The organism is Brevundimonas naejangsanensis DSM 23858, assembly GCF_000421705.1.
Classification (GTDB): Bacteria; Pseudomonadota; Alphaproteobacteria; order Caulobacterales; family Caulobacteraceae; genus Brevundimonas; species Brevundimonas naejangsanensis.
On sequence record NZ_ATXN01000003.1, the window covers coordinates 20,149 to 34,181 of the forward strand.

At 62.5% G+C, this 14,033-nt stretch carries 14 protein-coding genes and 1 pseudogene; 9 read left to right on the top strand and 6 right to left on the bottom strand.

Annotated elements, in window-relative coordinates; genetic code table 11:
- The first annotated feature begins 61 nt into the window (after positions 1-61).
- The 6 genes and pseudogenes from H556_RS0107515 to H556_RS16650 form a co-directional block, all read left to right on the top strand.
- Positions 62-577, top strand: a complete 516-nt coding sequence (locus H556_RS0107515) for an Lrp/AsnC family transcriptional regulator (protein WP_245559458.1) — start codon at positions 62-64, stop codon at positions 575-577.
- A 118-nt stretch (positions 578-695) separates the two neighbouring features.
- The gene (locus tag H556_RS0107520) at positions 696-1,745 is read left to right on the top strand and encodes a pyridoxal-phosphate dependent enzyme (RefSeq protein ID WP_024353851.1); all 1,050 of its coding nucleotides are present in this window, start codon (positions 696-698) and stop codon (positions 1,743-1,745) included.
- Positions 1,746-1,860: 115 nt separating this feature from the next.
- Positions 1,861-2,562, top strand: a complete 702-nt coding sequence (locus H556_RS0107525; protein ID WP_024353852.1) for a hypothetical protein — start codon at positions 1,861-1,863, stop codon at positions 2,560-2,562.
- 207 nt (positions 2,563-2,769) lie between these two features.
- Positions 2,770-3,090: a DMT family transporter gene (locus tag H556_RS0107530; RefSeq protein ID WP_024353853.1), complete on the top strand. Its 321-nt coding sequence runs from the start codon at positions 2,770-2,772 to the stop codon at positions 3,088-3,090.
- A gap of 47 nt (positions 3,091-3,137) precedes the next feature.
- On the top strand, positions 3,138-3,509 hold the full coding sequence (locus tag H556_RS0107535) for a DMT family transporter (protein WP_024353854.1): 372 nt from the start codon (positions 3,138-3,140) through the stop codon (positions 3,507-3,509).
- Between the two features lie 877 nt (positions 3,510-4,386).
- Positions 4,387-4,649: pseudogene (locus H556_RS16650) on the top strand (integrase core domain-containing protein); the annotation flags it as partial.
- Here the strand turns inward: H556_RS16650 and H556_RS0107545 are convergent.
- The 3 genes from H556_RS0107545 to H556_RS0107555 form a co-directional block, all read right to left on the bottom strand.
- The gene (locus H556_RS0107545) at positions 4,637-5,551 is read right to left on the bottom strand and encodes a SphA family protein (RefSeq protein WP_162140905.1); all 915 of its coding nucleotides are present in this window, start codon (positions 5,549-5,551) and stop codon (positions 4,637-4,639) included. The pseudogene H556_RS16650 and the gene H556_RS0107545 sit on opposite strands and share 13 nt — an antisense overlap.
- 122 nt (positions 5,552-5,673) lie before the next feature.
- Positions 5,674-6,300, bottom strand: coding sequence for an NAD(P)H:quinone oxidoreductase (wrbA, locus tag H556_RS0107550; RefSeq protein WP_024353856.1), 627 nt, complete (start codon positions 6,298-6,300; stop codon positions 5,674-5,676).
- Between the two features lie 310 nt (positions 6,301-6,610).
- Positions 6,611-7,528 carry a LysR family transcriptional regulator gene (locus H556_RS0107555; RefSeq protein ID WP_024353857.1) on the bottom strand — a complete coding sequence of 306 codons (918 nt, stop codon included), beginning with the start codon at positions 7,526-7,528 and terminating at the stop codon, positions 6,611-6,613.
- Between the two features lie 258 nt (positions 7,529-7,786).
- Here H556_RS0107555 and H556_RS0107560 point away from each other — a divergent pair, with 258 nt between their 5' ends.
- On the top strand, positions 7,787-8,983 hold the full coding sequence (locus H556_RS0107560; protein WP_029673359.1) for an MFS transporter: 1,197 nt from the start codon (positions 7,787-7,789) through the stop codon (positions 8,981-8,983).
- A gap of 316 nt (positions 8,984-9,299) precedes the next feature.
- Here the strand turns inward: H556_RS0107560 and H556_RS0107565 are convergent, their stop codons facing one another.
- Positions 9,300-9,788 (bottom strand): OsmC family protein, encoded by a 489-nt coding sequence (locus H556_RS0107565; RefSeq protein WP_024353859.1) that lies wholly within the window; start codon positions 9,786-9,788, stop codon positions 9,300-9,302.
- Between the two features lie 276 nt (positions 9,789-10,064).
- Between H556_RS0107565 and H556_RS0107570 the strand changes: the two genes are divergently transcribed.
- Both H556_RS0107570 and H556_RS0107575 read left to right on the top strand, forming a co-directional pair.
- Complete coding sequence (locus H556_RS0107570) at positions 10,065-11,165, top strand: serine hydrolase domain-containing protein (RefSeq protein WP_162140906.1); 1,101 nt, start codon at positions 10,065-10,067, stop codon at positions 11,163-11,165.
- 194 nt (positions 11,166-11,359) lie between these two features.
- Positions 11,360-12,268, top strand: a complete 909-nt coding sequence (locus H556_RS0107575; RefSeq protein WP_024353861.1) for a DUF2268 domain-containing putative Zn-dependent protease — start codon at positions 11,360-11,362, stop codon at positions 12,266-12,268.
- Between the two features lie 114 nt (positions 12,269-12,382).
- Here the strand turns inward: H556_RS0107575 and H556_RS0107580 are convergent, their stop codons facing one another.
- Complete coding sequence (locus H556_RS0107580) at positions 12,383-13,360, bottom strand: alpha/beta fold hydrolase (protein WP_024353862.1); 978 nt, start codon at positions 13,358-13,360, stop codon at positions 12,383-12,385.
- A 21-nt stretch (positions 13,361-13,381) separates the two neighbouring features.
- Positions 13,382-14,005 carry an NAD(P)-dependent oxidoreductase gene (locus H556_RS0107585; protein WP_024353863.1) on the bottom strand — a complete coding sequence of 208 codons (624 nt, stop codon included), beginning with the start codon at positions 14,003-14,005 and terminating at the stop codon, positions 13,382-13,384.
- Between the last annotated feature and the right edge of the window lie 28 nt (positions 14,006-14,033).

The window sequence follows — 14,033 nt, forward strand, 5'->3', positions numbered from 1 at the left end:
GGCGGAGACAAAGAACGTAGCGGCAGGGGCGCGCCGTCTGGCCGCGATCTGATGCGGTTTGATGCAGTTTTTCTGCGTCACCGTGCGTTACAAAGGCAGTATGACGCTAGACGACTTTGATCGCCGCCTGCTGAACCTGGTGCAGGACAACGCCGAGCAGACAGCCGAGGCGCTAGCCGCCCTGGTGCCGCTCTCGCCATCCGCCATCCAGCGTCGGCTTCGCCGTTTGCGGGAGCAGGGCGTCATTTCCCGCACGATCGCCGTGGCGGATCCTCGGCGCGTTGGGCGTCCGACCTTCTTTGTCGTGGGGCTGCATATCGAAAGCGAGCGGCCGGAGCTGCTGGTGGAACTGCGCCGATGGCTGACGAAGGAGGATGCCGTTCAGCAGGCGTTCTACGTCACGGGAGAGGCGGACTTCATAGCAGTCGTGACCGCGCCCGACGCCGTCGGCTTTGAAGCGTTGATGAGGCGTCTCGTTAGTGAGAACCCTAACGTGAAGCGATACACTACCAATGTTGCGATGAGCATTGTGAAGCGGGGGTTGATGATTCCGGTCCCTCCGGTCGCTGAGGACTGAGCGGATCAAACCGCTGGATCGTGGCTGAGCCGCGCCTATCGTCGACTTTCGCGTTTTGGCCGCGTCGACGCGCCTTTGATCGCGGTTGAACGGCGTGAGGCTCGGGTAATCTGTCGGCATGTCCAATGCGATGTCTAATATCCGGTCGACGCTCCTTTCGATCTGGCCTGACTATGAACCTACGCCGCTGATCGATTGTCCAGCCTTGGCGGATCTAGCGGGAGTGGATCGAGTTCTGATCAAGAACGAAGGCTGTCGTCCGCTCGGGAACTTCAAGGCTCTGGGCGGCATGATCGCCGGATTGAAGGCGATCGCGCGATCGGTCGGAGCGGATTTCGGGGCCTTTCTGGCCAATCCCGACGCTTTCGGCGCTCTGCCCGCCCTGGTCTGCGCCAGCGACGGCAACCACGGCCTGGCGGTCGCGGCCGCGGCCCGGCGCGCGAACGCCCAGGCGATCATCTATCTGCCTGCCGAGGTTTCGAGCGTGCGGGCGGCGCGGATTGAGCGCGCCGGCGGCCAGGTGGTGCGGATCGACGGCACCTATGACGACGCCGTGGATGCGGCGCGGCGCGCGGCGGCGCGGGGACAGGGCGTGCTGGTCGCTGACACCACTGACGTCTTGGACGATCCAGTCGTGCGCGACGTCATGGCCGGCTATCGCGCCATAAGCGAGGAGGCGCTGGCCCAACTTGAACAGACGAGGGTTGGGCGGCCGACCCATCTTTTCATCCAAGCTGGGGTTGGGGGGCTGGCCGCCGCGATGGCGGATGGCTTTGCGGGCCCGCCGTCTCCCAGCCCACGTCTTTTGGTTGTCGAGCCCCGGGCGGCGGCTTGTGTTGCTCGGGCACTGGCGGAGGGGCGGCCCCAGAAGGTGGAGGGAGGTTTGACGACGCAAGCGGAGATGCTGTCGTGCGGGCTTGCTTCCACTCCCGCCCTGGCGACGCTCCAGCGCCACGGGGCGCAAGCTCTGCAGGTCGACGAGGCCGAGTTGTTAGATGCAGTGGATATCTTACGATCGACGACGGGACTGCAGACGACGCCCTCCGGAGTGGCGGGTCTGGCTGGTTTGTTGGCAAATTCAAGCATCCAGAAGCGACGATTCAAAATAGATCTTGATCGTAAAAGCCGAATTCTTCTTGTTGTCACTGAAGGTAGGGCTGATGGCTAGTGATGAAAGTCATTCTTTCTGTCGTTCCGGTCTTCGTGCTCGGTGTGGTTGCGAGATGGTTCCGGGTAGTCTGGCAAAAAAGTTATCTTGTTTAACATAAATCATAGGTGTCGGTATGTTTCGTCTTAAGGCGATATTCGGGTCGAGCTTGTATGTCGTGTTGATGGTCGCGACGGCAGGGGAAACCAACGCGCAGGACCTGGCATCTGATCGTCCGTCGCTCGAGGCCATTGAGAAGATCATTGTGGACCGCGAGCCAATCACCCGCGTGCAAGCGCCGGATCACGACCGCATCACTGCGCGCCGCATCGATATTGTTGATGCTGAGGGCACGATCCGCATGACGTTGGCCGGAACCACGCCCGCTCCAATCATCGACGGAATCCAGTACAAGCGAGCGTTCGACGTCGCTGGACTCGTCATCTACGATAAAAGCGGCAGTGAACGTGGTGGGCTAGGAACTGCCGACGTCGATGGTGGGATGGCTATCCTGGCCCTAGACCACCCGGCGATGGACGCAATCGGTTGGCGGGTGTCGCCAGACGGTGAGGTCAATTTCCTTATTAATCAGGCGCCGGCCCTGATACGCGATGAGGCTTTGGGGGGCGCGCTTGTGCCGGGCGTCAGCACCCCGACGCGAATTCGTCTGACCGTCGCTGCGAACGGGACGCCCAGCGTCGCTCTATCGGACAAGAACGACAAGCCGCGTCTTCGGTTGACGGTTACGGATGCTGGTTTTGGCGCTATCGAATTTCTCGACGCTGCCGGAGAGGTCGTTCACACGATCGCGCCGGAGGCCGACGAGTTGCCTAGATGATTGGGGCGACACGTTTGCCGAACCTGCCGATCCGCTGAACTAGAAAAACTGATGCCGAGGCGGTCGCGGCGCTTGGCTTGGCCGTGTGGTCCAGTCGAGCGGCGAGGTCGCTCCTGCGTGGCTGTGAGCCATGCAGCAAAGAGTCGCCTAGATGCGCTTCGTCAGCGCCCTTCAAACGGCGCTGACCTTAATGAAAGAAACAAAACGATGAGTTGGCTATATCTTGGAATCGCCGTGATCTTTGAGATCGCAGTGGCAATCAGCGCAGGCAGGGCGATGGGCTTCACGCGCCTCTCGTGGACTGTGGCGACGCTCATCAGCGGGGCTATTGCGACCTTCTTTCTGAGCCTTGCACTTCTCACCTTCGACGTTGGTGTCGGCTACGCCATTTGGACGTCCGTGGCCGGGGTGGGAATCGTTGTGATCGGCGCTCTGTTCTTTGGCCAGCGACTGAACTGGCAAAAGATTCTCGGCATGGTCGTTGTCATTGGCGGCGTGGTCGGCCTGCGTCTGAGTGGCGCTGCCTGAGCCCTTGCCTCGTTCACATAATCCTCAATCAATCCGAGAGCCCTCCTATGACGATTAAAGATTCAACTTCTCAGGGCCGTGCATGGCTAATGCTTATGCTCGCGAGCCTCTTTGAAATCGGATATGCGCTGAGTGTTGGCGGAAGCCAAGCCTTTACGGTCCTTACGTGGTCCGCTGCGGCCGTGGTCTTCTTTCTTCTTACGCTTTATTTCCTTAGCGCCGCGCTGCGGACAATTGACGTGGGCATCGGTTATGCAGTGTGGGCCGGAATCGGCTCGGTTGGAGCCGCCGTGTTTGGGGGCGTTCTGCTCAATCAACCGCTTACCTTGGTTCAGGGGGGCTGGCTGGCGGTCATCGTCGCCGGCGTCGTCTGGCTGAAACTCGCCGACAGCGCCAAGCTTCAAGGGCAAGAGGCCTGAAGCTCATGATCCTCTGGGCCTTTGAATGTGTCTCAGAAGTCGGGGCGGCTTCTCTAAGGAGCCGCGTCGACGATGAGCGGTTCCCAAACTGCTTCATCGTCGATCCTCTCGCGGTTAATCTCCGGCGCTGCGTCGACCCGCCAAGGGAACATCGTGTCCCGACGCGGACGCCGGGTTAAAGCGATACGCGCCGCCTGGCTCGTCCCAGAAAGGCGAGCCGCTTAGCGGGCTCTACATTCATGGCGCCAATTCATGTTGTGGCGCAGGTAGAAGTAGATTTCTCCTGAATGCTACAAGACAGGCATGGCTTGGTTTTATCTGAGTATCGCGTCATCCCTTTGTTGTCCCGATCGCCGTGCTTCGAGCTTTGTATGCAAGAACTTGCTGCGCATTGTACACCTAAACCAGAGCTCTGTTTCGCGAATGATCGAACGGTGGGAGCGTGGCGGTCTGGCTGCCAGGGACCTGTGCTCGGACGACAGGGGTGGTATCTACGCGGTCCTTACTGACTGCGGATGGTTGCGTCTCGAAAGCGCCCAGTCTGACTACGAGAACGCACTCAATGTCGCTCTCAACGCTCAAGATTGCGAGAAACTGCTATCGGAGAAGTTCGCAGGCGCCGCCTCTGAGTAGTGCCTCTCGGCTCCGCGGGTTTGGCCGGCGTGGAGTATGATGAGGGGGCTGGCGGGTTTGTGACGCATCACGGTTTGAACGCCAGAGCTGTACTGGAAGTGACGTGCTCCTGAGAATTTCCTCTTGGCCAAGTTAGAGTCCGACCCTTGAAAGGACGGACGGAATGAAATGAGCGGACATGATCGTCAGCGAGCCATCCTGGACCGGGCGCAAGATCCTGGCGTCGACGGGTGCTGCATGCGCCGGACAAGCGACCCAAAACGGGTCTGTGGAATCCTTATGGCGGATGCGCGACGAACTGCTCAGCGAGAGCTTGTTCTTCAGCCTCGACCACGCCCGACAAAACGTCGCTGTATGGGCGTTGGACGACAACACACGGCGCCGCTCTCATCGGCCTGCTGTCTGACCGCAACAGGCCGACCCGCGGCGCAGTATGAAAGCTGCGCGGCTCGGCCTGTTGCTCACCCCACGCTGCGAGGCGTAACTAACCCAAGTCAAAAGGTCTGAACATAGCGCAGGCTGGCCCGAACACTCTCCGGACGGTCCCGAACTGCAGTTTCCCAGTAGGCGGCCCCGTGCCATGTTCCTTGGGACGCGTTCCAACTGAAGGCGGGTCCCATACCGAGCACCCGCTCTCGCCCACCAGGCGCCCGCGTGTTATCGATCCGGTCGTCGTCCAACTGTCTGAGATAATAAGCCGACAGGCCAAGGCGGAGTGAATCGCTCCACCGGCGTGACACGGATCCGTTCACATGCACGGCGCCGCCTGGCTGAGTCGATTCCGCCCCCGTTGAGATCGGAGGTCGATTATTGCGCCCAGTCCAGAGATAGTGGAGCCTGCCGCTCAACTCCCAATCCGCGTTCGCTTCCCATGTAAAGGCGTAGTGTGGGTTAAAGCGCCAGGCGTTGGACCCGATGCTCAAGGCGGTCGGGTCGTAGTCGCCGGTGGGAATCGCCACGTTGAAGTTTAGGCGTTGCCAGTAGGAACGCCCGAACAGCTTCGTCTCGGGCCATTGAAGGATAACCGGGCTGACAACCAGATCTCCGATCGCGAGCGTGCTATCTGACCGGCCCGGCAGGCTGACGTCGACCGCCGCCACCGGGAGGATCGCCTCAACTCCCCACCATGCGCCGAACACCTGATGTTCAGTGAGCCAGGCAGCGTGGGCGACAACGCCCATCGATCGGACGCTGCCCGGAGATTCTGCAACTTCGCCCTTGGCGTTCCTCACGCGATCGGCGTGCTGGATCGAAAGCGAGCCCTGCACCATCCGACTGGGGCCCGCGATGCCATCCTGGAATGCGCTGTCGCCAAGGTTCATGGGAGGCAAGCTCACCTGGGCGGCGGCCGGATTCGTCGTGGCGAAGGCGGCGAAGGCCGCAGCAACCCAGAAAGCGGTTTGCGGCAAGCGAACGACCGGAGAACCTGACGGAGGGTCTGAGCGGGGGGCTGAGAATCTGGGCGGCGTCAGCGCCACCGGCGTCTGCGGAGAATGCGGTCTCAGAACGGCCGTCTTGCTGAGCGAGCGTGTCATGCCGCCTCGCCGGATCTGGCGGCGGCCAGCGCACGCGCCAACTTCGCGACATACTGGCCCTGAAACCGTGCGCCCTCGAGCTCGTTGGGGCTCGGCTGTCGATCACCGCCCTCACCATCGTCGGCGATGGTGGAGGCGCCATAGGGCGTGCCGCCCGTGATTGCATCCATGCGAGTTTGTCCCTTGAACGAATATGGGAGCCCCGCGACCACCATTCCCAGGTGCATAAGCACGATCTGGGTAGTAAGCAGCGTGGTCTCTTGGCCACCGTGCTGGGTGCTCGTAGACGTGAAGACGGAACCGACCCGCCCGACCAGAGCGTCTTTGGCCCAGAGGCCCCCCGCCTGGTCGAGGAAATTCTTCATCTGCGAGGGCATGTTGCCGAACCGTGTCGGCGCTCCGATGATGATCCCATCGTACTGCGGAAGTTCCGCTATCGTACAGATTTCCGCCGACTGCTTAAGCTTGTAACCAGCTCGCTCGCGGACTTCGGGCGGCACCAACTCGGGCACGCGACGGATCGTGGCTGCGGCGCCTGTTTCGCGGATGCCTTCGGCGACGGCCTGAGCCATCGTCTCGATATGCCCGTAGGCCGAATAGTAGAGCACAAGAACCTTGGTCATTAGGGTTTCCTCACAATGGAGGAGACAATTGCGCCAGCCTAATGATCGACGGAAGCGACAAAAAATCGAAGACTTCGATCGAAAAAATTAGCCAAGAAGGCGGTCGCGTTGCCGCCGAAGCTGCTCGTGAACAGCTTTGTGAGCGGCGGGACGTGAGGATTTTCGTTTGACGTCGGAGCGGCAGCTTTCGGAGTCCAGCTTAGGCTTTTGACGCTGAAGGGCGCGCGGGAATAAGCCTCGTGGAGGGAGCCGCCGATGGCACCGGCCGTACGACGCTATCAGATGACAGGAAAGCCGGCTTCTCGGCGTGTCAGGGTGTCCTGTCACCCGGAGGTAGGTTTGTCAGCAGCGCCTCCCGGAACGCGGCGCTGGCCGGGCCAAGGGGGCGATCGACGCGATGGGCAAGGTATGTCCGCAGAGTGGTTTCGCCATCCTTGCCGAAAGCCGCGACGGGGAGGCGAACCAGGCGCCCGTCGCGCAACTCCTCTTCAATCATCCAAAGTGGAAGGCTGCCCCAGCCGATCCCCGCCATGATCAGCGCCATTTTGGTGATGTTATCGGCCACCCGCCACCGCGTTGGGGACATGACGCCATAGTCACGCTTGTCCGTGAGTGCGGAGGGGTCTTCCCCAACGATTTGGACGTGATCTGCGAGCACGATCGTGTTGAGCGTCGCGCCGGCCGCTCGCGCCAGCGGGTGACTCGCCGCTGCGACGGCGACGCGCTGGACAGTGATCAGCGTTTCCAGCTCAATGGCTGGGTTGATTAGGTCGAGGCCGGTAATGGCCAGTTCACACCGGCCCTCCAACAAAGCGTCGTATGACGCCCCGAGGGGGGTCGAAAGGAGGCGGAATGCGACCTTCGGATAACTCTCGCAGAGTTCGCCCAGCGCATGAGCCACGACCGGCAACGGGAATTGTGGATCGAGTGCGACGGTGATCTCTAGTTCGACGCCCTGACCCAGACCGCGGGCCCGGCCGCGTACGGCATCGACCTTGATTAGCAGCGCCCGAATATCGGCCAGTAGCGATGCGCCGGCCGGCGTGATCTGCGGCTTGTGACCGGAGCGGTCAAACAGCGTTACCTCGAGTTGGGATTCAAGATTACCGATAGCGTGGCTGACCGCCGACTGCACTCTCGACAGCCGCACCGCCGCTGAACGGAAACTACCTGTCTCCGCGACCATCACGAAGACACGCATCTGATCCAGCGTGAGGCCGTCAAGCATGGCCGATCCTTTCGATCATTTTCTTCAATTTATAAGCACTGCCTTGGACGTACTCAATGTCGATATCCTTTCTGGACGTCGGTTCGCCCACGCCATTCAGGATGCGACATGACGGCGACAAACTGCGCAGGCGGCGGGCCGATACCGTGGCTTCGCCGACGCGGACCCCGGTTGTTACGCGCAGGCGCGGCACAGGTTTGGGGAAACGTCCGACTGTCGGATCAGGCAGGTCGTTTCCTGCAGTAGACGGAGGTAATCATGTTCACAGCGCCAATGGCGGCCCGCAGACGCGAAACAGGCTGGAATACGGTCTTCATCATTGCGGGCGCCGGCGTCGTGTCTGCCTTTCAGGTTGGCAAGGCCCCGATGGCGCTTGGCGCTATCCAGGTCGACCTGGGAATTAGCCTCGTCCTCGTTTCATGGCTCATCTCAGCGTTCGCGATCGTAGGCGCGATCGCGGGGGCGCCGGTGGGTTTGGCGGCGGACCGGATTGGAGCCAAACGAATGATCGTCGGCGGACTCGTCGTTCAGGCCGTGGGCGCGGGGCTTGGCGCAGCTTCGCCCGGCGTTGAGCTACTGCTGATCTCGCGCGTGGTGGAGGGCCTTGGCTTCATGGGAGTCCTCATCGCGGGCCCCGCGATGATCTTTGGGTCTGTTCCCGCAAAAATTCATAACCGGGCCATCTCAGTTTGGGCCACGGTCATGCCGGTGGGGATGACCACGGTCATGTTTGCGGCCCCGCTTTTGACCCTGCTGGAATGGCGCGGCTTCTGGTCGCTCAATGCGGCGATCTTATTCGCCTACGCGGTGTTCTTCGTCGTCATGGTATCCGCTCGTAAAGCAGTAATTGAGGATGGCGGGAGTATTAGCGGTCAGCTGCGGCAGGCGCTCTCTGCGCCCGGGCCGTGGGTTCTCGCCGTAATGTTCGCCGCGTTCTCCGCCGCCTTCTTTGTAGTGTTCGGCTTTCTTCCTTCGCTCCTCACGCAGCGGTTCGGCCTTAGCTCGGAGTTGGCTAGCACGATTTCCGGCGTCGCCATCGCCGCGAGCGGATTAGGCAATCTTGCCGCAGGCTTCTTGTTGGCTTCGGGTCGCAAGCCGTTGCACGTGCTGGGAACTGGATTCGTTCTCATGGCGCTGTTCGGCTGCGGCGTGTTGGCCGCCGATCTGTTCTTGACTGCGGTTACAGTCCTTGCGGTGCTGTTCGCCTTTGTGGCGGGATTGATCCCGGTCGTGATCATGGACAGCGTCCCCCGCTTGGCACCGCGGGCTGAGCTGGTGGGGGCGACCTTAGGCCTCGCCATGCAGGGCAACAATATCGGGATGCTGGTTGGGCCGGTTGTCGGCGGCGCCTTGGCCGCGAGTTTCGGCTGGACGAGCGTCGCGATCGCCTTGGCGATCGTCTCGATCACGGTAATTCTATTGGCAAACAGGGCCTTTCGGCAGGGTTCCCGCTAGATGTGAAAGGGCAGGGGACCGTGAGGTCGGCCATCACGTTGTGACGGCCAGCTTGACGATAGCATGGCCGTCACAAGTTTCGGTCTTCCGCGTGCCGCTAGATGCGGCACGATTTAACAGTTGCAGATCAGAGCGTTTCAATGTCCGACAGCAGATATGTGGTTCCTACGGCCAGGCGCTCGTCATCGGTAACGTCCCTTTTCCTCGTAGGGTCCATTCCCCCCTTAACGCCGGCTCGACGACCGGCCATGGGCGTCGTCTTGTGGAACGCCCTGCGAGATCTGCGACGATGCTATGCCGTTCCGAAGTTAGGCAATTAGGCGGCCGTCTCCGTCTCTCGGATAATCGTAGGTACGTGAGTGACGGGAAAATTTACAGATCGCGCAATGAAGCACATCGCATGAGCCTCATGGTGAAGCTCTGCAGCCTTCGCCTCATCGGAGTCAGAAGAGATTATCACGCTGGGTCTTAATGTCACCGAGACGAACTGCGCCCCGCCGCCGGCTTCCTCGATCATTAATCCTTCAGCTGCATCCTCATATTCCGTAACGACGATGCCAGCTTGTGAGCAAAGACCAAGGAACCAAAGCTTATGACATGCCGACAAAGCGGCAACCAAAAGTTCTTCTGGATTCCAACGACTCGGATCGCCACGAAAAGATGCGTCAGCTGAGCCCGCTATGGTCGGCTTTCTTCCTGCCGATATGTCATGCTCGCGCTCGTAGCCACGATAGGTCCGGGTTCCGGCGCCAGTATTCCCTGTCCATGTCACCTTGACAGCATAGTGGTGTTCTTTGCCGGCCATTTGTCTTCAGTCTCCTTGTGGACGCTAGACACCTTCAAGACCCGGCGGGACGCCAATGTCATTGCTAGATTCTTCATGCCATTCCTGCACGATCTATGGGACTGGTAAAAGATGGATCATCATGATCTACTGAGTTGTCAGGTTGGTAGTCTGATTAGAGGCTCCTTCGAGGAGAAGGCGTTGATGCTTTTCGGTTCTCCGATCGTCAATCCAGACGACGCTTAGTCTCTTGTCTTATCCCTTCGTCGTCGACCGCCCCTCTTGGAGAGACGCCGCGTGTATCTCGCCCTTCTGCTGCCAGCAGTGCTTCAGTGCTCCGCCATCGGAGCCCTGCCCGCCGATGATCAGCCCGCTGCCCTCAAGCGGGCGTTGGAGGATCTCGCCGCGCCCACGGCCATCTATGTGACCGGCGCAGGCGTGGCCCGGCCCTTTGGGGCCGCGGCCGGCCTCGCCGACCCCCACACTGGTCGGGCCCTGACCCCGAACACGCCGATGCGGATCGCCTCCAACACCAAGACTTTCACGGCTGCGACGGTTCTGCGGCTGTGGGAGCAGGGCCGGATCGACCTCGACGCGCCCGTCGCCCCGATGCTGGATCCCGCCCTCGTCGCTTTACTGCGGGCCGACGGCTATGCGGTGGACAAGATCACCGTGCGCCAACTGCTGTCGCACAGCGCCGGTCTTTACGACCACGGCGCGGATTCCCGCTACGTCGAGGCGGCGCTGGCCCGTCCGGAGCGGGTGCTTGAGCGCGCGGATCAGGTGCGCATGGCGACCGTCTGGGGGGATCCAGCAGGCGCGCCCGGGGAGCGCTTCCTCTACTCGGACACGGGCTACGTTCTGCTGGGGGATTTGATCGAACGCTTGACGGGCGAGCCGCTGGCGGCCGCAGTTCGTCGCGAACTCCGGCTGGGGGAGCGCGGCCTTGGTGCGACCTGGTGGGAAATCGCCGAGCCGCCGCCCGGCGGCGCTGAACCGCGGGCGCGACAGTTCCTCGGCGAGGTCGACGCCACCGACATCCACGCCTCCTTCGATCTCTATGGCGGCGGCGGCCTGGTGATGTCCCCCCGCGATCTGGCCGTGTTCATGGCCGACCTGTTCGAGGGACGCGTGTTCGACCGGCCGGAAACGCTCGAGGTCATGCTCGCCCGCGGCGCGCACGAAGGCGCGGACCAATATCGCATCGGGATGCTGGTCAAGGAGGCGGAGGGGCGCGAGATCTATCATCACAGCGGCTTCTGGGGCACGGCCGCCTACTACGACCGCGAGACGCGCCGATCGGTGGCCGTGGCTACCACCCGCCAACAAACGTTCCGGACCGAGGCCCGGCCGCTGGGGGAATCGGTGCTTGGGGTCGCTACGCCGCCCTGCGGCTGAGCTCCGCGTCGACGCTCAAGCGAGGCCCCCAAGACCAGCGTAGCCTGCCGCCTCATCGCCGTTCGGGTGAAAGCAGCTTGCTATACTGTCGACGCTCCGCCGCGCGAGTCGAGAGCGCGCTTCCTGGCCGCGAGCCGGTCCGCCCTTATGAAGCCCCGCGGAGTTCCCCGTCCGTCACTGTTGAGAACTGGATCATGCGACTCCTGACATTCATTGCCGCCGCCTTGCTGCCCGCCGTCGCCCAGGCTAGCGAAGTTTGCCCCTACAAGGACATCATGCCCGAGGTCTCGGCCTTCGCCGCGGATACGGCGGGCATGGAACCAGCTGAGCGGGCGGACGCTTTCGTCAGCCGCATCGTCGACCGGCACCCCGACTACTACGCTGAGCGTCTGTTCGGCTCTCGCGAGAGGCTGGCGGCCAGAGCGCTGCGGCTGTTCGATCCGGAGAGGACGCCGAACTTTCCGGGCGTCGGGTCGGTCACGCTCGATCGGGTGCTCAAGACCGGCGAGATGATCGGGACCGAGTACCGCCGCATCGAGGCGGAGTTCCGCCAAGCCTTTCCCGATTACCGCTGCGAGACGCCGATCAGCTTCGGACCGTCGCTGTTCCTGTTCGACGGCAACCAGTCCTCCGCGGCGCCCGGTCAGGCCGAAATGCGCTTCGGCGTGGACATGATCGCCCTGCTGCACCCTCCCCATGACCTAAAGCCGTTTTTCCAGCACGAACTTTTCCACATCTACCAGGCCCAGCAGATCGGGGAGGCGGAGCCGCCTGAGGCGACGCAACCGTTGTGGTGGGCGCTCTGGAGCGAGGGATTGGCGAGCTACGTCAGTTGGGAACTGAATCCCGACCTCACCTCGGCCGAGATCTTCTGGCTGCCCCGGGACATGGAGGCGCAGATGGAGAAGAAGCTGCCGCAGGCGGCGCGGCTGCTGCTCGCCGAGCTCGACGGCCACGAAGGCTATGGCCGCTGGTTCACCGCCGGAGAGAACCCGCCCGATCTTCCCCCGCGGGCGGGCTACTACTTGGGCTATCTGATGGCGAAGAGACTAGATGCGGGCGACCTCGCCGCGCTCGCCCGCATGCCGCCCGCACAGGTTTAGCGCGAGGCGCACGCCTTCCTTCAGGACCTCGCAACGCAGCCTGATGGGCGGTCCCGGCAGACGGCGCGGCCGTCGGAATAGAATATTGCGGACAGCTTCCGCGGGGCGCCTGTCTCAGCTCCCTGCGGCGGAGGCGATGGGGGCGGAATGCGGCTGCATCTTATCCCCCACCTGCGCGCCGGAGAGGGCTGCAAGAACGATCCTGTCCCGCTCTCGCGCCGTCACCTCTTCGGTGAATGCGATCACCAGTGGAGCGATGCGGTGCAGCTTTTCTTCAAGCGCGAAGTGCCCGGTCGGGAACAGATGCACCTCCGCCTCGGGCAGGTCGCGCTGGTAGGCCAGGGCGCCCGCTTGCGTGAAGAACGGGTCGTTCCGCCCCCAGACGATCAGCGTCGGCGGCCTGTGTCGACGCAGCCACGCCTGCCAGGCGGGGTAGAGGGCGATATTGCTGGCGTAGTCGAAGGCAAGCTCCACCTGGCCTTGCTTGCGGCCCGGCAGTCCGAGGTAGGCCGAGTCGAGGACCCAGGCCTCCGGCGCCATCCGGGTCGGGTCGCTTACGCCGGTGAGATATTGGGCCCGGACCGCCTCCGGCGCGAGCACACCCAGGATCTTGTCCTCATCGCCCGGACGGTCTGGTCGGAGCGCGATCAACTCTCGCGCCATTTCGCCCAATCCCTCTTCGTAAGCGTTGGCGTTCTGAATCACGAGGCCAGAGATCCATTCCGTCCGTCTCTGGGCCAGTCGGAATCCCACCGGAGCGCCATAGTCGAAGACATACATCACGAAGCGGGTCAGGCCGACGGCTTGGCAGAACCGCTCCATCACGTCGGAAAGCTGGTCGAAGCTGTAGGTGAAGGTCCCCCCGCCGGAGCGGCTTTCGGGCGCGTCCGATCGACCGAAGCCCGGATAGTCTGGAGCCACTACGCGGAAGTGGCCGGGGAAGGACTCTATTAGTCGTTGAAACTGATGTGAGGCCGATGGGAAGCCGTGAAGGAGCAGCACGGCCGGCCCGTCAACCGGCCCGCGTTCGCGATAGAAGACATTGACGCCGTCGATCGGCACGGTTCGGTATGTGATGGAGCTTTGCGACATCCGGGTTCTCCTGGGCGAGGTTCAATAGGCGACGGTGAAGCGCCGCCGATGGTGTTGCGGCCGTTCCATCTCGTTGATCATGGCCACGGCTAGATCGGCGGTGCTGATCCGGCTGCTGCCGGCGGCGTCAGTGAGAAGCCGGTCGGCTCCGAGCCGGAACCGGCTTGTTCTCTCACCTGGGAAAAGCGTCGCGGCGGGGCTGAGGAAGGTCCAGGCCAGATCCGGCGTGGCCCGTAGCTGTTCGAGAAATTCCGCGGTCCTGAGCGCGCCGGCCTTCCATTCCGAGGGGAAATCCGGCTGATCCACGACGCGATCGCCGGAGGGGAGCTGCAGGCTGCCGGCGCCGCCGACCACCAGCAGCCGCGGCACGGCCGCTTTCCTCACGGCGGCGATGATGGAGGCCGGTCCGCCGCCCGTTGGATCCTTGCCCGGATTGAACGCGCTGATCGCCACGTCGTGACCTTCCACGAGCCGGGCCAGTAAGGCCGTGTCGGCCACGTCTCCGCGCAACGGGACAAGCTTTTCATGGGCGGGCAGCGGCGTGAGGTCACGCGCGATTGCGGTGACGGCATGTCCTCGCGCGAGCGCCTCGTCGAGGATGGGGCGGCCAGTGAATCCAGTCGCCCCAATCAATGCGAGCTTCATGGTCTTAAATCTCCGTCGTTTCGGGAAG